The organism is Roseibium sp. (assembly GCF_051016195.1).
Lineage (GTDB): Bacteria > Pseudomonadota > Alphaproteobacteria > Rhizobiales > Stappiaceae > Roseibium.
Window position 1 is genome coordinate 2,489,819 of sequence record NZ_CP134616.1, and the last position, 20,386, is coordinate 2,510,204.

Genomic DNA, 20,386 nt, shown 5'->3' on the forward strand with positions numbered 1-20,386 from the left:
AGGGGTCGTTTGCGCGAACGGCATCGGAAATTGTGACAATTGTTAGGATTTATTTTCATCCCGTTTTAATTGAAATGCGCCACAAGACCGCGAACTGTTTTTGTTTGACGGGATTCCCTCTATTGCCCGCGACCGACAAGACCTATCGATACGCGACGGCTTCCGGATTTCAGGCGAATGCGGAGAGAACCCGGCTTTTCCTTGCCGCTGACCGCGCGGCGTCACCGTCGAACTCCGGGAAACTCTTGAGTGCCCGGGCACTTTGTCCAGACATCACCGCCAAGGGGCTGCGCGCAGTCTCCGAAACGGTTGCCGCACGCTATTACGTTCCCCCTGCGATGTTGGCAAAGATCCTGCGCGAGGCCGATCCGGTGGTGACCGTCAGTCCCGGCGCGGTTCGCTTCGAGGGTTTCTCGGAATGCTGCAGTGCCTATGCGCGGATGGACCTGAGGCCGGAGGCGCTTGAGATTTCATTGAGCCGGAACGGAACCACGAATGTCGATTTCGGGGCTGAGCTTCGTGGCGCGCTGGCGAATGTCGGCAAGGATGCGGAGTTCCATCTCGACGTTGAAGAAAATGCCGTCGGTATCACGCGTGACGACAAGACCGTCATTGAGAGGAAGGTGCCGCTGCCTCTGCGCTGGATCAAGGGATTTGCCGAAGTGCAGGTAATCCAGGCGCAGATGAAGCCTGCCTTTCACCTGCCGCGTGTTGCAGCACACCGTTTCCTTCGTGCCTTGCCGCGCGGAAAGGACGACAGTTCCAAGTGGGTGAGCGTGCGCGGTGGTGTCGCCAGACTGTCGTCGCGCCCGGTCGACGGCGCCGTTTTTTTGCGCGGCAGTCACCGGCTGCGCATCCTGGAAGCGATGGTTGGCCGCGCCAATGGCATGGATGTCTTCAGCGCGGAGGCGACCGGTGCAAGTGCCTGGTCGCTTGATTTCGGCGATCAGCGTTTCTGGCTGGTGCTGAACGCAGAACCCTGGCGCGGTTTTTCGGGTGATGGCGGTACTTTGTCGGGCATGGCGTCGTCTTCCGGCGACACGGTTGCTGCCGTCCGCGCGCAGCTCAACTGGCAGGACAGGATCGATGTCGGAACGCTGGCGGCGGCGACCAGCCTGGAACCGTGCGTGGTCGAGGGCGCGCTTGCCGACCTTGCCGCCAGAGGCCTTGTCGGTTTCGATCTCGGCCAGGACGGCTATTTCCACCGGGTACTCCCGTTTGATCTTGCGCCGCTGGATGGCCTCAATCCGCGGCTGAAAGCAGCGCAAGAGCTTTGCGACAACGGTGCGGTCAAGCTGACAGCTTCCGGAGCGGCGGTTTCGAGCAGGGACGTGGTTCACACGGTTGAGCGGGACGGACAGGGCTGGCGCTGCACCTGCCCGTGGTTTTCCAGGCATGGCCGCCAACGAGGGCCTTGCAAGCATATCCTGGCGGTTGAACTGCATCTTGAGAGGTCGGCGTGAGCGAAGAAAAACTGATTTCGATCATCACGAAAAAGAAAGCGCGCTCCGCGCTTGAGGCCCTTGCCGCGATCCCGCAGGCCGACAGGCGTCCGCATGCAAAAGCTGTCGCGAAGCTCTATTCAGACCATGTTCTGTTCGGGTTCGAGCAGCGTGGCGACAAATCCACAAGACCGCGCGACCGCGATGCTGTCATTGTCGGGCTCTACGCAACGGCGACGCTTTCGGAACTGAAGAAACTCGGCTTCGTTCCCATGCCGGCATCGGTGCCGATCCAGGATGTCTTCAGGGTGCTCAACCTGGATTTCGCGCAGGGTCTTGTCGACCATCTCGTGGACCACAACCCGCATGCCATCGGCAACGCGGCCCCGCTCTGGCAGGACGGACTGGCCAGCAGACCGGAAAGCGATGGCATCATTCTCGGCTATTACGGGATCTGGCACGAGCGGTGGGGCGTCGATGAAGAGGTTCTTCTTTCCAGAGATGTCTGGCGCTTCTTTGAAGTCGAAGGCGGGGGTGAGTTCAGTCTTGCCAATCACGACAAGTTCGCCAAACAGGGGACGCCGACCTGGTCCGACCGGCTGATCGGGTATGCGGAGGAAGGCAAGCTTGACCGTCAGAAGCTCCTTGACGCTTCGCTCGATGCCCTCGATCGTGATTTCGGCCAGTATCGTGCCGGCTGGTATTCCCGCTTTCACGCAGCGCTTTCTCCAACGAAAACGGAAATTGAAGCGCGGGCCGACCGCTACCTCGGACTTCTCTCCTCCTCCATTCCGCCGACTGTCTCCTTCGCGCTGAAGTTCGTTCAGGCTGCGGACAAGTCGTCTCCGCTGGACGGTGTGAAGCTGATTGCCGGCCTGGAACCGGCCCTTCAGTCGCGATCCAAGGGATCGGTTCTTGCCGCACTCAAGCTCGTTGATCGGGCGGCCGCGCGCGACGAACGGGTTCGCTCAGCGGCTGTGAAAGCGGTCACGGAGGCGCTTGTGTCGGAAGATGCGAGCGTTCAGAAAGCTGCGCTTGATCTCATCGACAAGCTGGGCGGAGGCGACGTGAACGACGTGCGCTCGATTCTCTCCGATTACGTCGATCTTGTCGTACCGTCCCTTCGCAGCCGGATCGCCGAGATGACCGGAAGCGCCGCTCAGCCAAGCGCTGAAGTGGACGCCGTATCTGCCGAGCCGATGAAAGCGGTGGCGATGTCGCCGGTTGAAACCCCGGATGAAGCACTATCGCTTTATCTTTCGGTGCTTGAAACGCCACGGGACCCGTTCGACGTCGAGCGTGCCATCGACGGAATTTCGCGGTTCGGGGCCGAATTACGACGGAACGAGACCACCCTTTCACCGTTGAAGAAACGGGCGGGACAGGTCCTTGCGAGACCGGGTGATGTCGGGGTCCGGGCCGTTCTTGCACTGACCGGGCGCGGCTTGTGCGAAGGCAAGTCAGTCAAAGCGGTGGCAGGAGACGAGAGCGAAGCGAGCAGCGGGTTCCATTCCAGTGACGACAGACTGCAGTCTCTTCATCTTGCGCGAAACAGCGACATGCTCGACCGGGTTCTGACCGGTGCGTCGCTCCCGCTGCTGTCGCTGCCGAGCGACAGCAGCGGCATGATTACGGGTGAAGACCTTTCTGAAAGATTGCAATGCTATGCGGCTGAGGGACGTTCTCTAGGGGCGGACGACCTTTGTCTTGCGCTCATGCGCCTCAATCCGGAAACGCCGGTTCGGAGCGAAAACCTGTCCCAGGGCTCGGAGGCTGAACGGGCGTTCGCTTATGCCATGGGCCGGGAAGTGGAAGTCGGGCCGACGCCAGAACTATGGGCGGCAGCGTGGCGTGCACGCCGGCCGGTCCGCGACGACAGCCGCATTGCCATTCTTTTCGGAAAAGCCTTTCCGGAGTGTGGTGTCCCGGCAAAGATGACGCTTGATGTCATTCGCAAGGACAGCAAGTGCGGCGCTTACTACTGGGTGGACGTGGCGGTTCCAATCACGCCGGAGATTGATGGAGAAGACGGCGGTTGGCGGTCGCTCCTTTCCCGAAACGACAGCAAAACGCCCTACATGCTTCGTCACTGTGGCAGCACTTTTTCAGATGTTGCCTGGGCGTCCCTCTGCCGGCCAAGTGCGCCTGATCTCTTATTCAGGCATGCGCTTCTCCATCAGGATGTCTGGCAGAAGCTCACCGACAATCATACGCGCGCCTATCTCGAACCGTTTTTCCGTCCGGGTCCCGATGTCAGTCCGCTCGGTGCTGGTGTTCTGGCCTACTACATGGCGGTTGAGGACAAGTCAGTGACGTTGCTTGCGGCAGAAGCTGCAGCAGTGTCCCTGTTGAACGGACGCCTGGCGACAAGCGATTTCGCAGCTGCCGTAAAGTCGTTCCTGCTCTCCGGAGCCTTGCCGACCGCCCGCTGGACAAAGGGATTTGCGTCCATGGCCGAGTCCGGTGCGGCGGTTCATGTCCGACAAGCGATCGGTCTGATCCTTGATTTCGAACCCGAATTGTGTCCGCGGGATCTCGGGGGCATGCTGGAACTCTACTACGAGCTTCATGTCGATACGGGAACATCTCCCGACCGTCCGGAAACGCTGGCCTGTCTTGCGTCCTTGCCCGGTGGCGGAAAGACCGCGAAATTCTCAAAGAAACTGCTGGCGCTCGCAAAAAAGGCGGCATGACCGGCGAGGACCCCGCCCTTCAATATCAACGCTGATCCCTGATTTCGAGCGCGACACGACCGAGCCGGATGATCTCCGCCTGCAGCTGTTCCGGAGACTTGTCGGCGAGACCTTCGAGCCGGAAGTTCTTTCGCATCAACGCAACACCAAACAGCACGGCAAGCAGCAGGGCAGCACGCTCTCGCGCTTCGGGTCCGTCGATCTTCCCGGTCAAAGGGTCGGCCAGTTCCGTCTGCACCAACTCGCGGATCATGCCGCCCATTTCCGGATCGATGACGTTGGTGAGAAGCATCGTGAAAACGTTCGTGACATCGGCCTCGGGATCAAACGGGTGCGCAAAGCTCTCGGCAGCCTTTTTCAGAAGCTCACCCGGTTCCGCCGTCAGAGCGTCCCAGGGCGGGATCTCGGCCAGGGTCGCTTCGAAGAGTCCCTGCTTGCCGCCGAAGTAGCGGGACACAAGTGCTGCGTCCACGCCGGCGCTGCCCGTGATGTCGCGGACCGAGACGTTCGAATAACCGCGTGTCCAGAACAGCTCCCGGGCAGAGGCGACGAGTTTTTCCTTTGTGGAACCGGATTTGCTCATGGGTCTCAACTAGAGGGGAAACGCTTTTTTGTCAACAAGTGTTGACTTTTCTTTTTCCTTGCCTTATTTGTCTCGTCAACAGTTGTTGACTTTTTAAGGAGCACGTCATGTCGAAAACTGCATTGATTACGGGAGCGTCTTCCGGCATCGGGATGGAATTTGCGCGTTACCACGCCAAACGCGGCGGAGATCTTGTTATCGTTGCAAGACGGCAGGATCCGCTGGAGGCCCTGAAGAGCGAGCTTGAAAGCGCTCGCGGCGTAAAGGTCACGGTGATTGCGCAAGACGTCGGGTCGCCGGCGCAGGCAACCGCGCTTTACGAGGCGGTGAAAGCGCAGGGCATCGACGTTGACATCCTGATCAACAATGCAGGGTTTGGCGGGCATGGCGCCTTTCTTGACCGTGACCTTGCCAGGGATCAGGCCATGATCGATCTGAACATTTCAGCGCTGGTCACGCTCAGCCATCATTTCGGCAATGACATGAAAAGCCGGAACGGCGGTCGCATGCTGCATGTTTCCTCGACGGCCAGCTTCATTCCCGGCCCCTATCAGGCGGTCTATTTCGCAACCAAAGCCTTCGTGACGTCCTTCAGTCAGGCGATCGATCAGGAAATGCGCAGGGACGGGATTACGTCCACCGCACTTTGTCCCGGACTGGTCAACACGGAGTTCGTCGCCACGGCGGATCTGGACGGCACCGGTCTTTCGAAGCAGAAGGGCGCGACCCCGGCTTCCGTTGCCAAGTGCGGTTATGATGCAATGATGAAAGGCGACCTGATTGCCGTCAACGAACCGCGGCTGTCTCTCATGCTGAACTGGATAACGCCGCTCATGCCGCGCCGGCAGGTCCTGAAAATGATCGCAGGCATGCAGACAAAGTGACAGGAAGCCTAGTCCGATAGCCCTCGCCATCGCGGAACGTCGCGGGCAAGCTTGTCGAGAAGCGCTTCGAGCGTGTTGACCTCTTCGGGGGTCAGCGTTTCAAGCATGACCTTCTCCGCTTCGCAAAATCGCGTCAGCAAACGGTCATGAACAGCTTGCCCCTCCGGCGTGATGTTGAGAACCCGCCGCCGTGTATCCACCTGGTCCGGCACGCGCGAGATCAATCCCTTTTCCGTCAGCGACGTCACCGCACGACTGACCGTGTTGGAAGGCTGTTCCGTGATCTCGCAAATATCGCGCGCGTTCAGATCCTTCTGGAAACTGAGGCACATCAGCACCGTCAGTTCGGGCCTGATGAGCCCGGTCTCGCGCTCCATCCATCGCAACAGCGGCTCTCGCCAGAAATTCGTGAGAAAGGAGATCCGATACCCGATCGGGATTTTTGTCGCGTCGAGAATGCCAAGGAGTTTCATGGCCATTACGATAATCGGAAAATAAAGATTGCTCCAGATGGAAATATATAGTTCCATTTGGAGCTAAAGGGAGGACACAGTGAAAGCCGTCAAGGAAGCGAGCCTAAAGGTGCTGGCTATCGGGGTTGTCGTGCTGATGGGCGCGATCGTCCTTCAGGTCATCTGCAGCGCCCTGGATATTAATCCTCTGGCCTCATTTCCCGCGGCACTGCCTTTCCTCGGCAAGGCTGTGACCTTGAATTCCCTGCTGGACTTTCAGTGGCACCTTCTGGTCATCATCGGGCTTCTGCCGGCTGGGATCGTCTGGCTGACGGGCACGCATGTCAGGGTGGATTTTCTCTACAACCCGATGCCCTCCCGCTGGAAAGCACGTATTGACCTTGTCGGCAATCTCCTGTTTGCCGCTCCCTTCTTCGTCCTCATGATCCCGGCGGCTGTCAATTTCATGTTGCGCGCCTGGAACTCGGGCGAAGCCTCGCGCAATGGCGGCCTCAATGATCTTTGGCTGATCAAGTCGGTTCTGCCGCTCGGGCTTCTTTTGCTGGCGCTTGCGGTTCTGATCGAATCCATTCGGCTGATAAGGGCCGCAAGATGAGCGAGACCATCCTGCCTCTGGCCATGGCTGGCCTCACGCTCGGCGCAATCTTGCTGGGGTATCGGGTTGGCATGGTACTCGCCGGATCTGCGGCCCTGTTCATTCTCATTTCCGATCTGCCCATCGCATTTTTCAATCTTCTGACCAGCCGTATCTACGCTAACGTCCTCTCCAACTGGCTTCTGGTTGCTATCCCCATGTTCATTTTCATGGGCCTGATCCTGGAAGTCTCGGGTGTTGCTGAACGTTCGCTGCGCGCCGCCCAGAAGGCGCTCGGCGGCAGTGCCGCCGGAATGGGCGTTTCAGTGCTGGTGGTCGGTGTGATGCTGGCCGCATCGTCAGGGATAGTAGGTGCATCCGTCGTTCTTCTGTCCCTTTTGGCACTGCCGCGCCTGTTGGAGGCCGGCTACGATAAACCGACATCCGCAGGCCTGGTAACCGCATCCGGTACACTCGCGATCCTGATCCCGCCGTCGGTGATGCTGATCATCCTCGGTGACCAGCTGCAAACCCCTGTCCCGTCAATGTTTGCCGGCGCGATCGGCCCGGGTCTGCTGCTGGTCCTGGTCTACGCGGCCTTCGTGATCTGGCGCTCGCGAGGGCTTCCGAGGATCACAGGATACGAACGCGCCGCTCCCCTAAAAATTCTGCTGGATCTCGGCCCGCTCATCGGACTGGTGATCGCTGTTCTCGGCTCTATCATCGCGGGGATTGCCACACCAACTGAGGCCAGCGGCCTGGGTGCCTTCGGCGCGGTGCTGATGACGGCCCTATATGGCCGGTTCAGCCTTGCCACACTGATGGAGGCGGCCCGCAAGACGGTCGTCACAACCTCCACCGTACTCTTCCTGATGATCGGTGCGACTTGCTTCTCGGCTGTTTTCAAGGCGGTTGGCGGGGATGATCTGGTCGAGGCAGGCATCATGGCGTTCGGTGACGGGCCCTACATCGTTCTCGCCGTTGTCATGATCTCAATTTTCCTGCTCGGCTTCGTTCTGGATTGGCTTGAGATCACACTGATCCTCATGCCGATTTTCGCACCCGTGATTTCCGGTCTCGACTTCGGAAACGGTCTGTCCGGCGACGCGTTGCTGATCTGGTTCGGAATTCTGGTCGCGGTCAATCTGCAGACATCTTTTCTGACGCCACCGTTCGGCTTCTCGCTGTTTTATCTGCGCGGTGCAGTCGGCGACCGTCTGTCGACGCCGGAGATCTATGGCGGCGTCGTCCCCTTCATTGCACTGCAGCTTCTTGTGCTGGCGCTTTTGATCCTGTTTCCCGGACTGATCACCGGGTTGACTTAACCAAGGGAGGAATAGTCATGAAACGAGTGATGTTTGCCGCCGCGCTGTTTGCGGCCACCGCATCAGGTACACAAGCCGAAACCTTCACGCTACAAAGCGCCTTTGGGGCTCTGCCGGTTCTGAACCCCGCAGCCGAGCGCTTTGTCGGTAACGTCAAAACCCTGACCGGCGGCGAAGTGGAATTCGACTACCTGCTGGCAGGAGAGCTTTCGCCTCCTTTCGAGATCTTCGACAATGTCAGTGTCGGTGCCATCGATGCGGCCTGGTCATACGCAGCCTATGCCTCCGGCAAGGAGCCCGCTGCAGCCCTGTTCGGGTCCGTTCCCTTCGGCGGAGACCCGCTGTCCTACATCTCCTGGCTGCATCATGGTGGCGGGATCGAGCTTTGGCGGGACATTTACGAACCCTATAACCTGGTTCCCATGGCTTGCGGCGTGATCCTCTCCGAAGCTGGTGGTTGGTATACCAAACCAATCGAAAGTCCTGAGGATCTGCAGGGGCTGAACATCCGTATCGGCGGCCTTGGCGGAGCAATCCTGGCCAAACTCGGCGCCAATGCCATGTCGCTTCCCGCCGGAGAAATCTCAACCTCGCTGGAAACCGGACGCCTGGATGCAACCGAGCTCAGCTTTCCGCTGGTCGACAAGCTGCTCGGTTTCGACAAGGTGGCCAAGAACTACTATTTCCCGGGTTGGCACCAACCTGCCGGATTCATCGAATTCTACATGAACAAGGACAAGTGGGACGGGCTGACCGACGCCCAGCGCACGGCAATCGAGGTCTCCTGTGCAGATGCTAATCTCTACGCAATGGGTGTCGCAGCAGGTGCGCAAAGCCCCATTCTTGAGGAATTCAGAGCGAACGGTGTCGAAGTCAAGCGTTTCCCAGACAGCGTCATGGATGCCTTGCGCGTAGCGGCGGACGAGGTTTACGCCGAAAAGTCAGCGGAAGATGAGACGTTCAAGAAAGTAATCGACAGCTACCGCGCCTATTCGGCGAACTACAACGAGTACCAGAACCTGTCCGATCTGAACTAAAGTCATGCTGCAGCCGGGTTCGGCCGCAGAGACCGGGCCCGGCAGCGCTGACGGACGCACCCCGGAATTCGGAGGAGCCAAACAATTGAGTTACGCACTGTCGGACTTCGGCAGCTATACCGTTGCAGGCCGCGTTCACGAGGTGACGACGGGTGAACCGTCGCGCATCAACTTCACCCGGTCTGCAAGCTATGTCTACGATCCGAAGGGCCACTTCCCGGTTGAACATGCCTACGTCCAGTATTTTGTGCCGGCAAACCGCAACGACACCCCTCCAGTGGTACTGGTTCACGGTGGCGGCATGCATGGAAGCACATGGGAATCGACACCGGATGGGCGCCCCGGATGGCTGAACCATCTGGTTCGCCTCGGATACGAGACGCACGTGCTGGACAATGTCGAACGCGGCCGGTCCGGATTTGCCATCGACATTTGGGAGGGGGATCCAATTGGCCGGTCCCAGCAAGAGGCTTGGGCTCTCTTCAGGATCGGTCCCAGAGACGGCTTCGCGACCCGCACACCATTTCCTGACGGACAATTTCCAACGGAACATTTCGACACGTTCAGCCGCATGCTGGTGCCGCGCTGGCTGACGACAACACCTCTCCACGTCGCGGCGCTGGTTGCCGTGCTCAAACGCGTTGGTCCGGCCATTGTCGTCTGCCACAGCCAGGGTGGGGAGATTGCCATGGACGCCATGCGCCAAGTTCCCGACCTGTTCGCCGGCCTTGTCGGGATCGAACCGTCGACGCGGCTGAACGACCCAAAAACCGCTGCAGCCGTTCCAACAGTGATTTTCGCCGGCGACCACCTGGACATTGACCCACATTGGCGGGAACGACAGCAAATTTGGAACGACTGGGTGTCAGACCTTTCCAAACTCGGCGGCGCGGCTCGTCTGCTGCGATCTGGTCACGATGTGCGTTCCGGACACACTCATATGCCGATGCTCGACCATGGCAGTGAAGACTGCCTGAAAGCCTGCCTTGAAGCTTTGCCTTAAGGGGCTCTGATACATTAGGAGGCATAAAAGCGCTCCACGAAGTCTGGGGATGGACCCCTAAATGAGGCTGAAATGGCATGCGAAATGGCGAAATCCCGTCAGGAAGGGTGTGCGGAGCGGGCTTTTTGCCCGGTCAAGCACGCTGACGCCACGGGGTGACGCCATTTCCATGTCCTTCGGATTTGACCGGGTTGCTTCTCCTCGGCGTTGCAAAAGGCTTGAAAATGTGGGACATTTCTTGCGCTTTCGCTTCTCGCAGTTGGTCAAAACGATCCAAACCAAATCGGCTTCATTTATGAGACCGTACCCTAAGGCGAAGGGCGTTGTGCATGCGGATGGCGCCACGGCTTTTCAGGTCAATACCCGCTAAGTGCGATCTGACCTAAGGTTGAAAGCGAGAGCCGCCGGACTGCCTCTGCAACACGCGCTAGTCCGGGGTTTCCGCCTGCTTCAGGAGGCGGAGCAGAAGACGGTGGGCATATTCGTTGCCGACCAGGACGTCGCCGGTTTCCAGCATCTTGTTCTTGCCCTGAAGGTCACTCACGAATCCACCTGCCTCGCGCACCATGAGGATGCCGGCGGCGATGTCCCAGGAATTCAGATTGTGTTCCCAATAGGCGTCGAGCCGTCCGGATGCGGTCCAGGCGAGATCGAGCGAGGCTGCGCCGGCGCGTCGGACACCGGAAACCTCCGGCATGACGTGGCGCAGCTCACGCAGGGCGCGGCCATGGTCGCCCTTGCCGATGAAGGGAAGGCCCATGCCGATCAGCATTTCCGGCAGTTCCGTACGTCCGGCCACCCTGAGGCGCCGGTCGTTGAGAAAAGCACCGCGTCCGCGTTCCGCGGTGTAGAGCTCGTCCATGACCGGATTGAAGATGACGCCGGCGACAATCTCCCCTGCGCGTTCCAGGGCAATCGACACCGAGAAGATCGGAATGCCGTGGAGAAAATTCGTGGTGCCGTCAAGAGGGTCGATGTGCCAGCGATGCTGTCCGTCGGTGCCTTCCACGATACCGCTCTCTTCCATCACGAGACCATAAGTCGGGCGTGCCTTGGTCAGCTCTCCCCGCAGGATCTCCTCCGCGCGGCGGTCGGCGGCGGACACGAAATCCCCGGGTCCCTTGCGTGACACCTGGAGGTTTTCGACTTCGCCGAAGTCACGGACCAGACTGCGTCCGGCCTTGATTGCGGCTTGTACCATCACGTTGAGGATTGCTGTGCGGGCCATGGATTGTCACTTGTTGTTGGGCCGCGCCCGAATACGCCCGGGCGCGCCAGAATTGGTGTTTGCAAAAAGTGCGCGTCGTGCGCCTACTCGGCGCGGCGAACGTATTCCAGCGTGCCCGTGTCGACTATGATTTTCTCACCTGCGGTGATGAAGGGGGGAACCATGACGCGAACGCCGTTTTCCATCAGCGCGGGCTTGTAGGATGAAGACTGGGTCTGGCCTTTCACGACAGCGTCGGCTTCGCTGATCTCGAGCGTTACGTGCTGCGGCAGAGTGATCCCGATCGGGCGCTCCTCGTGCAGCTCAACCGTGACCATCATGCCGTCCTGCAGAAAGGCGGCGCGATCACCGACGAACTCCGACTGCAGTTCCAGCTGTTCGTAGGTCTCGGTGTCCATGAAGATCAGCATGTCGTCCTGTGTGTAAAGGTACTGAAAGTCCTTTTGCTCCAGACGTACGCGTTCGACCTTGTCTTCCGAGCGGAAGCGTTCGTTGAGTTTGCGACCGTCGATCAGGTTTTTCATCTCAACCTGTGCGAAGGCACCGCCCTTGCCCGGTTTCACGTGCTGGACCTTGACGACCGCCCAAAGCGTGTCCTGATGCTGAAGCACATTGCCGGGCTTGATTTCGTTACCGTTGATTTTCATGGAACGACCGATTTTATGAATTGGTAGGATCTGGAGCTGTGCTGTCTCCGACCGAGCGCCGGAGTGCCAGAAAATGCTCGCGACTGTCCACCACAAAAGCGGTGAGGATTCAAGGAAAAAAGGCAATTTCTCCTAGGTTTGACCCACTCTGGGACGATTTTAGGGGGATTCCGCCGCCGGATCTTCGCTCGGCGCAAGCAGCGTCGTCGTGTGCTGTTCAGCAAGAACGCGCGCACCTTCGATCGTCTTTTCATCGAGCGTTTCGACGATCCTGTCCAGATTGAAATCGGGCACGCCGTTCGAGCGCGCCGCCAGATGCCAGCCTGCAGCTGCCGTGAAATCCTGTTCCCGTCCGCGGCCGTAGGCATATATCCTGGCCAGACGGTTCATCGCAACGGGATTGCCGGCGATGGCGGCTCTTTCGAACCAGTCGGCAGCTTCCTCTTCATTCGGATCGACACCCTTGCCCTGATGCCTGAGAATTCCATAGTAGACCTGCGCGGACGTATGCCCCCGGCGGGCCGCGCGTCCGAGCCAAAACGCTCCCTGGCCCGGATCATTCAAACCCGTTTGTGATTCCAGATACGACAAGCCGAGCGCATATTGCGCTTCCGGATCGTTCTTGCGGGCCGCTTCCTCGAGCAGTTCACGGGCCTTGTCCTCGTTAAAGGGCCGTCCTTCGCCCTCCTGGTAGAGGACAGCCAGATTGTAGAGCGCCGAGGCGTTCCCGGCATCCGCCGCCTGTTCGAACAGGTCTGCCGCCCTCGCCTTGTCGGCCTCAACCCCTGTTCCAAGGAGATAGAACTGCGCCAGTTGCAACGCGGACCCATTGTCCCCGGCAGCGGCAGCCAGCGAGTACCAGTCTGCCGCCTTGGATTTGTCCAGCCTGATGCCAAGCCCTTTTTCGTGAAGAACGCCCAGGAGCGCCTGCGCCGCCTTGTCCCCTTGCTCGGCAAGCGGCGTTGCCAGCCCGAGCGCGGTCAGAAACCATCCACGCTGAAAGGCGGAATAGGCCATTTCGGCGGTGACCTCGGTCGTATCGTCGAGTTCGGGCGGTCCGGCGTCAATGATGCCGAAGAGCGTCTTTTCGCGTGTGGTGATGTCTATGACGGCGGGTTCGGTGACAACGATCAGTTCCTGTTCCGCCTCCGGGCTTTTTTCCTGAGCCTGGGAATACGTGACAAGAACCAAGGGCAGGAGCGCTCCTGCGAGCGCGGACCTGGCCATCTGAATACGGCAGGGACGGGCGCTTTCCTTCAGCATCGTTGCAACTCCGTGTTCAGCAGACGGCGGCGCGCCGTCTATTGCACCTCCGGGAACGGGTGCGCTTCCAGAATGTCATTGGCCTTGGCGACAACCTCGGATATGGCCGTTTCCGATGTCCAGACGGCATCCTTCAGTGCGACAAAATCCGCGCCGGTCGCGGCAACTTCCGGCAAGGTGTCGAGCGCATTGCCCGCCATGGCGACACAAGGCGTTTCGAACAGCTCGGCCCACCAGGCGGCACCGGCGATGGTTTTCTCGTGCGCCTTGACGCGTTCGTCCAGATCGAGCTTGCCGAAAAACAGGTAGTCGACGCCGGTCTCCGCCCATTCCATGGCGTCATGCTTGAGCTTGGTGCCCCCCGTGCCGACGATCCGCTCCGGCTGGAAACTCTCCACCGCAAGCTTGACGTCTTCCAGGGAAGCGTCGACGTGAACGCCGTCTGCATTGCTGCGCCCGGCGGCCTGGGTGTCCCGATAGACGAGGGCGGCAGCACCGCCTGCCTGTATGACCGGAACCAGCTTATCCGCCGTGTCCTGCACGGCCTTGGTGCTTGCGCCAGGCATATAGATCAGGACGCATGCGACATCGCCGCCGGTAAACGCCTGTTCGATCTTCGATGCCATGTCGTCGGCATCGAACTGGGGTGGCGTTACGAGAAAAAGGCGCGGTCGGTTCACGTGTCGGATCCTGAAGGAACGGTTCTTGTCATTCGGGTTCTTGTCCCTAAAGACGGCGAAAGAGGGACGCAAGGCCCCTCTTTCAAGAAAACACTGATCTCAGTGGCGAAAACCGGTGCGTTATCCGATTTTCGGGTCGAGACTTCCGTCCGCGTAGCGTGCTGCCATCTCGGAGAGCGTGACGATCTTGGTGATCTTGGAAGCCTGCCCGGCCGTGTTGAAGGCTTCCAGACGTTCCACGCAGAGCTTCTGCATGGCTTCGCGGGCCGGCTTCAGATATTTGCGCGGGTCGAACTCTCCAGGATTTTCGCTCAGGACGCGGCGAATCTGGCCGGTCAGCGCCATGCGGTTGTCGGTGTCGATGTTGATCTTGCGGACACCGTTTTTGATGCCGCGCTGGATTTCTTCGACCGGCACGCCCCAGGTCTGGGGCATTTCGCCGCCATACCGGTTGATGATGTCCTGAAGATCCTGCGGCACGGACGAAGAGCCGTGCATCACGAGATGGGTATCCGGCAGGCGTCGGTGAATTTCCTCGATCACATGCATGGCCAGGATCTCGCCGTCCGGCTGGCGCGTGAACTTGTAGGCACCGTGGCTGGTGCCCATGGCGATCGCCAGTGCATCCACCTTGGTTTCCTGGACAAACTTGACGGCTTCGGCCGGATCGGTCAGCAGCTGGTCATGGCTGAGCTTGCCCTCGGCGCCGTGTCCGTCTTCCTTGTCACCCATGCCGGTCTCCAGCGATCCGAGCACGCCGAGTTCGCCTTCGACGGAGATGCCGCCGAGATGGGCCATGTCGGTGACCGTCTTGGTGACGCCGACATTGTAATCCCAGTTGGCCGGGGTCTTGCCGTCCGCTTCCAGGGAGCCGTCCATCATCACCGATGTGAAACCGGCCTGAATGGCGGTCATGCAGGTCTGCGGCGCGTTGCCGTGGTCCAGGTGGACACAGACCGGAATGTGCGGGTAGATCTCGACAACCGCGTCCATCATGTGCTTCAGCATCACGTCGTGGGCGTAGGCACGTGCGCCGCGGGATGCCTGGATGATGACGGGCGAATCTGTCTCATCTGCCGCCGCCATGATCGCAAGCGCCTGCTCCATGTTGTTGATGTTGAATGCGGGAACGCCGTAGTCATTTTCAGCAGCGTGATCAAGCAACTGGCGAAGGGTAATTCGAGCCATCAATTGTCTCCCGATGTCGGTGTCCCGCCTGCCGCGGACAATGGAAGTCTGAAATATATAGCGGCAGCGCGTCAATCTGTGGTCGTTCTAGCAAGATTCTCAAGCTTGGAAAGAGCCGCGCGACCGCTTAAATCAATTTAAATACAAGCGCATGGTAAAAATTTGCGAGCACAATTAATTCGGCTCACGAATTAATTTCAGGCGTACGACCTTCGAACAACGCGGCATCACGCGAGCGAACTGATGTCGACGAACGTGCCCGCGGGATCTCTCAAGATCATGCGGCGCTGCCCGTAGGGCATTTCGCGGGGCGGCTCGACGATCACGGCTTTGGCCGCCCGTGCCTTCTCATAGACGGCGTCGCAATCGTCCACGACGAATGTCAGCATGATCCCGGCCGGTGCCTTCTGGGCCCTGGCCGGAACGATCTCGCTGGTCTGTTTCAAAACGCCGAGTTCGATGGCTTCGTTGTCCGGGTCCGCAAGATTGACGAACCAGTCGGAAGAGAATTTCGGCGTCATGCCGAGCAGCGTCTCGTAGAAGGCCGCGGTTGCCGCGACTTCCTCTGTCAGAATGTTTGCAAAACAACGCTGCATCTTTTCCTCCGCTCGATCTCTCAGGCTTCCAGAGCCTTGACTCCCGGCAGTTCCTTGCCTTCCAGCCATTCCAGAAATGCACCGCCCGCGGTGGAAACATAGGAGAAACTTGCCGCCGCGCCAGCATGATTGAGCGCTGCGACCGTATCGCCGCCACCGGCCACTGAGTTCAGTTTCCCGGCCCTGGTGTTTTCGGCCGCATGCCGCGCTGCTGCCACCGTTGCCTTGTCGAACGGTTCGATCTCGAATGCGCCGAGGGGGCCGTTCCAAACGAGAGTCTTTGCCGCATCGATCTTCGATGCGACAGTTTTCATGGAGGCCGCACCGACATCCAGGATCATGGCGTCGGCGGGTATGGCGTCGAGCGTAACCGTTTCATTGTCCGCGCCGGCCTTGAATTCCCTGGCGACGACGGCATCGTCAGGCAGAACGATTTCGCAATTGGCAGCATCGGCTGCGGCCATGATCTTCTTCGCCGTGTCCGCAAGATCGTGTTCGCACAGCGACTTACCGACATCGGTGCCCTTGGCCGCCAGAAAGGTGTTGGCCATGCCGCCACCGATCACCAGCATGTCGACCCTGGACACAAGGTTTTCCAGAAGATCGATCTTGGAGGAAACCTTCGCGCCGCCGACAACGGCCAGCACCGGGCGGACCGGTTCACCGAGCGCGGAGCCGAGGGCTTCGAGTTCGGCCTGCATGGTGCGGCCGGCATAGGCTGGAAGCAACCTTGCAATGCCTTCGGTCGACCCATGCGCGCGGTGAGCGGCGGAAAAGGCATCGTTGACATAAATGTCGCCGTTTGCAGCGAGCGCACTGGCAAACTCCGGATCGTTCTTTTCCTCGCCCTTGTGGTAGCGGGTGTTTTCGAGCAGCAACACATCGCCACCCGCCATTGACGCAACAGCGGCGGCGGCCGGATCGCCAATGCAATCGTCGGCAAAGGCGACCGGCTTTCCGAGCAGGTCCGCGACAGCCGGGGCAACAGGCGCGAGTGACATGTCCGCAACGCGCTCGCCCTTCGGGCGGCCGAAATGGGCCAGCAAGATGACCTTTGCGCCTTTATCGGAAAGTTCGCGAATGGTCGGCAGTACACGTTCGATGCGCGTTGTGTCGGTGACACGGCTGCCATCCATCGGAACGTTCAGATCGACACGCACGAGCACACGTTTGCCGGTGATGTCGGACAGGTCATCGAGAGTTTTGAAAGCCATCAGTTTTTCCTGGGGTCGGGCGCGGGACGGACAAAAAAGGCGGATGCGGTCGATCCGCATCCGCCGTCAGCGCTATTTCGAATACTGAGCCATCCGCTCTGCGGCTCAGATCAGCTTCGCCATGGCGATGGCCGTGTCGGCCATGCGGTTGGAGAAGCCCCACTCGTTGTCGTACCAGGACAGGATGCGGACGAAGGTGCCGTCAAGAACCTTGGTCTGGTCCATGTGGAAGACCGAGGAGTGGCTGTCATGGTTGAAGTCCATCGAGACCAGCTTGTCGTCCGTGTAGCCGAGGATGCCCTTCAGCTTGCCGTCGGCCGCTTCACGGATCGCGCCGTTGATTTCCTCGACTGTCGTCGCGCGCGAGGCGATGAAGTTGAGATCGACAACGGAGACGTTCGGGGTCGGAACACGGATCGCGACGCCGTCCAGCTTGCCGTTGAGTTCCGGCAGCACCAGACCGACCGCCTTGGCCGCACCGGTCGATGTCGGGATCATGGACATGGCCGCAGCGCGTGCGCGGTAGAGATCCTTGTGCATGGTGTCCAGTGTCGGCTGGTCGCCGGTGTAGGAGTGGATCGTGGTCATGAAACCGTGCTCAATGCCGACGGCCTCGTTGAGCACATAAGCGACCGGAGACAGGCAGTTGGTGGTGCAGGACGCGTTTGAAACAACCAGGTCGTCTGCTGTCAGGGCGTTGTCGTTGACACCGTAGACGATGGTCTTATCGGCACCAGCGGCCGGAGCGGATACCAGGACGCGCTTGGCGCCGGCTTCCAGATGCAACGATGCTTTTTCCTTGGCAGTGAAGATGCCGGTGCATTCCAGGGCAACTTCGATGCCGAGCTCGCCCCATGGCAGCTCTTTCGGGTCGCGGATCGCAGTGACCTTGATCGGCTTGCCACCGCCGACCGCAATGGTTTCGCCGTCGACCACGACCTCGGCCGGGAAGCGGCCATGTACCGAATCATAACGCAGCAGGTGCGCATTGGTTTCGACGGGTCCCAGATCGTTGATGCCGACAACTTCAATATCGGTGCGGCCGCTTTCCACGATGGCCCGCAGAACATTCCGGCCGATGCGGCCAAAGCCGTTGATTGCTACCTTGGTTACCATTTTCCACTCCCGCAATCTTGAGCGTCCTTCAAGGGTCCGAACGCCGATTGGTGAACCACCCGGAGGTGATTGTGATTGAGAGCACTCACGTGCTCAGGTCCCGGCATCTAATGGAGGAAAAGCCACCGGGCATTGAATTCACTCAGGCTTCGAGCTTTTCCTTGACCGAGGCGACCACCGCGTCGGAGGTGATGCCGAAGTGCTCGTATAGGGCCTTGTAGGGACCGCTTGCACCGAAGCCGGTCATGCCGACGAAGATACCGTCGTTGCCGATGAAGCGGTCCCAGCCCATGCGGATGCCCGCTTCGACGGCGACCTTGACGGCGCTGTTGCCGATCACGTCTGCCTTGTAGTCGTCGGACTGGGCCTCGAACAGTTCGAAGGAGGGTACGGAAACAACCCTCGCCGCGATGCCGGCCTCGGCAAGTTCCTTCTGTGCGTCAACGGCGATTTCCACTTCGGACCCGGAGGCGAAGAGGGTCACTGCGGCGTCGTCGTCCGTGTCCACGAGCACGTAGGCGCCCTTTGTGCACAGGTTGCTTTCCTCGTAGGTCTTGCGGACGGATGGCAGGTTCTGGCGTGTAAGCGCCAGAACGGACGGTCCGTCCCGGTCTTCAAGCGCGAGCTGCCAGCACTCCAAAGTTTCTGTAATGTCTGCGGGCCGGTACAGCTTGAGGTCCGGGATCGCGCGCAGCGCCGCGAAATGCTCGACCGGCTGGTGCGTCGGTCCGTCTTCACCCAGGCCGATGGAATCGTGGGTCATGACATGAATGACGCGCTGTTTCATCAGGGCGGCGAGGCGGATGGACGGTCGGCAGTAGTCGGAGAAAATCAGGAAGCCGCCGGAATAGGGGATAAGCCCGCCGTGAAGTGCCATGCCATTCATGGCGGCGGCCATGCCGTGTTCGCGGATGCCGTAGTGAATATAGCGGCCCGAGAAATCGTCGGGCGTCACCGGCTCGGTCTGCGGCGTCTTGGTGTTGTTGGAGCCTGTCAGGTCAGCGGAGCCGCCGATCGTCTCGGGCACCACTTCGTTGATGACGGTCAGAACGGCTTCGGACGCCTTGCGGGTGGCCATGGTCGGCTGGTCGGCGGCAAGCTGCTTCTTGTAGTCGAGCACGGTCTGGGTGAACGTGGACGGCAGGTCACCGCGGTTGCGGCGTTCGAATTCGGCCCGGGCCTCCGTGTCGGCTTCCGCAAACCGCTTCTGCCAATCCTTGTGCGCATGGGCCGACCTCAGACCGGCAATGCGCCAGGCGTCCAGAATGTCGCTGGGAACCTCGAAGGGCTCGTGCGGCCAGTTGAGCGCTTCGCGCGTCAGTGCGATTTCGTCGGCGCCGAGCGGCGCGCCGTGCGCTTTTGCGGTGCCTGCCTTGTTGGGAGCACCGAAACCGATCGTCGTCTTGGCGGCAATCAGGGTCGGGCTGTCGCTTTCCTGCGCCTGCCGGATGACGGCCGCGATTGCTTCCGGATCATGACCGTCGACGCTCAGGGTATTCCATCCGGAGGCTTCAAACCGCTCCAACTGATTGGTGCTGTCGGTGATTTCGACCTTGCCGTCGATCGAAATGCCGTTGTCGTCCCAGAAGACGATCAGCTTGTTCAGCTTCAGATGACCGGCAAGCGTCAAGGCTTCCTGGCTGATGCCTTCCATCAGGCAGCCGTCACCGGCAAGCACATAAGTGTAGTGATCGACAAGCGATTTTCCGAACCGGTCAGCCTGGAGCCGCTCCGCGATCGCCATGCCGACAGCATTGCCGAAACCCTGGCCGAGCGGACCGGTGGTGGTTTCGATGCCGGCGCCGTGGCCATATTCAGGGTGCCCGGCCGTGCGCGAGCCGAGCTGGCGGAAATTCTTCAGTTCGTCCAGCGTGAAATCTTCATATCCGAGGAGATAGAGCAGGCTGTATAGCAGCATCGAACCGTGCCCGGCGGACAGAACGAACCGGTCACGATCGATCCAGTCCGGGGTTGTCGGGTCGAACTTCAGGAATTCGGTAAACAGCACCGTCGCGATATCCGCCGCACCCATGGGCAGTCCGGGGTGACCGGATTTCGCCTGTTCCACCGCATCAATTGCAAGAAAGCGGATCGCGTTTGCCATGCGATGGTGTTTTTCAAGATCGGTCATCACTATCCCGTTGCTGCTGTGAAGCCTCCGGCGCCAGGCTGCCGCCGGGCGCGGTAAATTGACGTGCAAACGGAAACGGCAGCTGCCAGTTCCGTTCAGGCGCCAGACAAATATCAGGAACGCGCACCGAGTCAATAAAGCCGCGGAACACACACGCAGTTATGAAAACGGGATGTCAGGTCATACTGAGTTGAGGATTCTGCCAATGGTGCCATTGACTGGGACAAGTCTGGTTGCCTAATCTCGACAATCTGACAAGGATTTGCTTTTTCGTCATGGCATGCGAGCTCTGACGCGCCGGGCAGCGCG

At 59.9% G+C, this 20,386-nt stretch carries 18 protein-coding genes; 7 read left to right on the forward strand and 11 right to left on the reverse strand.

The window, feature by feature from the left end; all coding sequences use genetic code 11:
- Positions 1 to 122 precede the first annotated feature (122 nt).
- Positions 123 to 1,463 (forward strand): SWIM zinc finger family protein, encoded by a 1,341-nt coding sequence (locus RDA78_RS11545; protein ID WP_434055452.1) that lies wholly within the window; start codon positions 123 to 125, stop codon positions 1,461 to 1,463.
- Positions 1,460 to 4,135, forward strand: a complete 2,676-nt coding sequence (locus RDA78_RS11550) for a DUF6493 family protein (protein WP_434055453.1) — start codon at positions 1,460 to 1,462, stop codon at positions 4,133 to 4,135. The genes RDA78_RS11545 and RDA78_RS11550 overlap by 4 nt, the downstream gene beginning before the upstream one ends.
- 25 nt (positions 4,136 to 4,160) lie before the next feature.
- Here RDA78_RS11550 and RDA78_RS11555 read toward each other — a convergent pair whose 3' ends face one another.
- Entirely contained in the window at positions 4,161 to 4,718 is a 558-nt protein-coding gene (locus tag RDA78_RS11555; RefSeq protein WP_434055454.1) for a TetR family transcriptional regulator, read from the reverse strand.
- Positions 4,719 to 4,825: 107 nt separating this feature from the next.
- Here RDA78_RS11555 and RDA78_RS11560 point away from each other — a divergent pair, with 107 nt between their 5' ends.
- The gene (locus tag RDA78_RS11560; protein WP_434055455.1) at positions 4,826 to 5,602 is read left to right on the forward strand and encodes an SDR family NAD(P)-dependent oxidoreductase; all 777 of its coding nucleotides are present in this window, start codon (positions 4,826 to 4,828) and stop codon (positions 5,600 to 5,602) included.
- Positions 5,603 to 5,610: 8 nt separating this feature from the next.
- Here RDA78_RS11560 and RDA78_RS11565 read toward each other — a convergent pair whose 3' ends face one another.
- The gene (locus RDA78_RS11565) at positions 5,611 to 6,081 is read right to left on the reverse strand and encodes a MarR family winged helix-turn-helix transcriptional regulator (RefSeq protein WP_434055456.1); all 471 of its coding nucleotides are present in this window, start codon (positions 6,079 to 6,081) and stop codon (positions 5,611 to 5,613) included.
- A gap of 73 nt (positions 6,082 to 6,154) precedes the next feature.
- Between RDA78_RS11565 and RDA78_RS11570 the strand changes: the two genes are divergently transcribed.
- The 4 genes from RDA78_RS11570 (at position 6,155) to RDA78_RS11585 (ending at position 10,014) form a co-directional block, all read left to right on the forward strand.
- Entirely contained in the window at positions 6,155 to 6,670 is a 516-nt protein-coding gene (locus RDA78_RS11570) for a TRAP transporter small permease subunit (protein WP_434055457.1), read from the forward strand.
- On the forward strand, positions 6,667 to 7,974 hold the full coding sequence (locus tag RDA78_RS11575; protein WP_434055458.1) for a TRAP transporter large permease: 1,308 nt from the start codon (positions 6,667 to 6,669) through the stop codon (positions 7,972 to 7,974). Before RDA78_RS11570 ends, RDA78_RS11575 begins: the two co-directional genes overlap by 4 nt.
- A 17-nt stretch (positions 7,975 to 7,991) precedes the next feature.
- Positions 7,992 to 9,011, forward strand: coding sequence for a TRAP transporter substrate-binding protein (locus RDA78_RS11580; protein WP_434055459.1), 1,020 nt, complete (start codon positions 7,992 to 7,994; stop codon positions 9,009 to 9,011).
- An 85-nt stretch (positions 9,012 to 9,096) separates the two neighbouring features.
- Positions 9,097 to 10,014: an alpha/beta fold hydrolase gene (locus RDA78_RS11585; protein ID WP_434055460.1), complete on the forward strand. Its 918-nt coding sequence runs from the start codon at positions 9,097 to 9,099 to the stop codon at positions 10,012 to 10,014.
- 427 nt (positions 10,015 to 10,441) lie between these two features.
- Here the strand turns inward: RDA78_RS11585 and RDA78_RS11590 are convergent, their stop codons facing one another.
- The 9 genes from RDA78_RS11590 to tkt all read right to left on the reverse strand — a co-directional run bounded on the left by RDA78_RS11590 (position 10,442) and on the right by tkt (position 20,077).
- Entirely contained in the window at positions 10,442 to 11,242 is an 801-nt protein-coding gene (locus RDA78_RS11590; protein ID WP_434055461.1) for an inositol monophosphatase family protein, read from the reverse strand.
- 83 nt (positions 11,243 to 11,325) lie between these two features.
- Positions 11,326 to 11,889, reverse strand: a complete 564-nt coding sequence (gene efp, locus RDA78_RS11595; protein ID WP_306144251.1) for an elongation factor P — start codon at positions 11,887 to 11,889, stop codon at positions 11,326 to 11,328.
- 159 nt (positions 11,890 to 12,048) lie between these two features.
- Positions 12,049 to 13,152 (reverse strand): tetratricopeptide repeat protein, encoded by a 1,104-nt coding sequence (locus tag RDA78_RS11600; RefSeq protein ID WP_434055462.1) that lies wholly within the window; start codon positions 13,150 to 13,152, stop codon positions 12,049 to 12,051.
- Between the two features lie 38 nt (positions 13,153 to 13,190).
- On the reverse strand, positions 13,191 to 13,832 hold the full coding sequence (locus tag RDA78_RS11605) for a thiamine phosphate synthase (RefSeq protein ID WP_434055463.1): 642 nt from the start codon (positions 13,830 to 13,832) through the stop codon (positions 13,191 to 13,193).
- A 120-nt stretch (positions 13,833 to 13,952) separates the two neighbouring features.
- Positions 13,953 to 15,020: a class II fructose-bisphosphate aldolase gene (fba, locus tag RDA78_RS11610; protein WP_434055464.1), complete on the reverse strand. Its 1,068-nt coding sequence runs from the start codon at positions 15,018 to 15,020 to the stop codon at positions 13,953 to 13,955.
- 227 nt (positions 15,021 to 15,247) lie between these two features.
- Positions 15,248 to 15,616 carry a VOC family protein gene (locus tag RDA78_RS11615; RefSeq protein ID WP_434055465.1) on the reverse strand — a complete coding sequence of 123 codons (369 nt, stop codon included), beginning with the start codon at positions 15,614 to 15,616 and terminating at the stop codon, positions 15,248 to 15,250.
- A 20-nt stretch (positions 15,617 to 15,636) separates the two neighbouring features.
- Entirely contained in the window at positions 15,637 to 16,830 is a 1,194-nt protein-coding gene (locus RDA78_RS11620) for a phosphoglycerate kinase (RefSeq protein WP_434055466.1), read from the reverse strand.
- Positions 16,831 to 16,935: 105 nt separating this feature from the next.
- Positions 16,936 to 17,946, reverse strand: a complete 1,011-nt coding sequence (gene gap, locus RDA78_RS11625) for a type I glyceraldehyde-3-phosphate dehydrogenase (RefSeq protein ID WP_434055467.1) — start codon at positions 17,944 to 17,946, stop codon at positions 16,936 to 16,938.
- 142 nt (positions 17,947 to 18,088) lie between these two features.
- The gene (tkt, locus tag RDA78_RS11630; RefSeq protein ID WP_434055468.1) at positions 18,089 to 20,077 is read right to left on the reverse strand and encodes a transketolase; all 1,989 of its coding nucleotides are present in this window, start codon (positions 20,075 to 20,077) and stop codon (positions 18,089 to 18,091) included.
- Positions 20,078 to 20,386 lie beyond the last annotated feature (309 nt).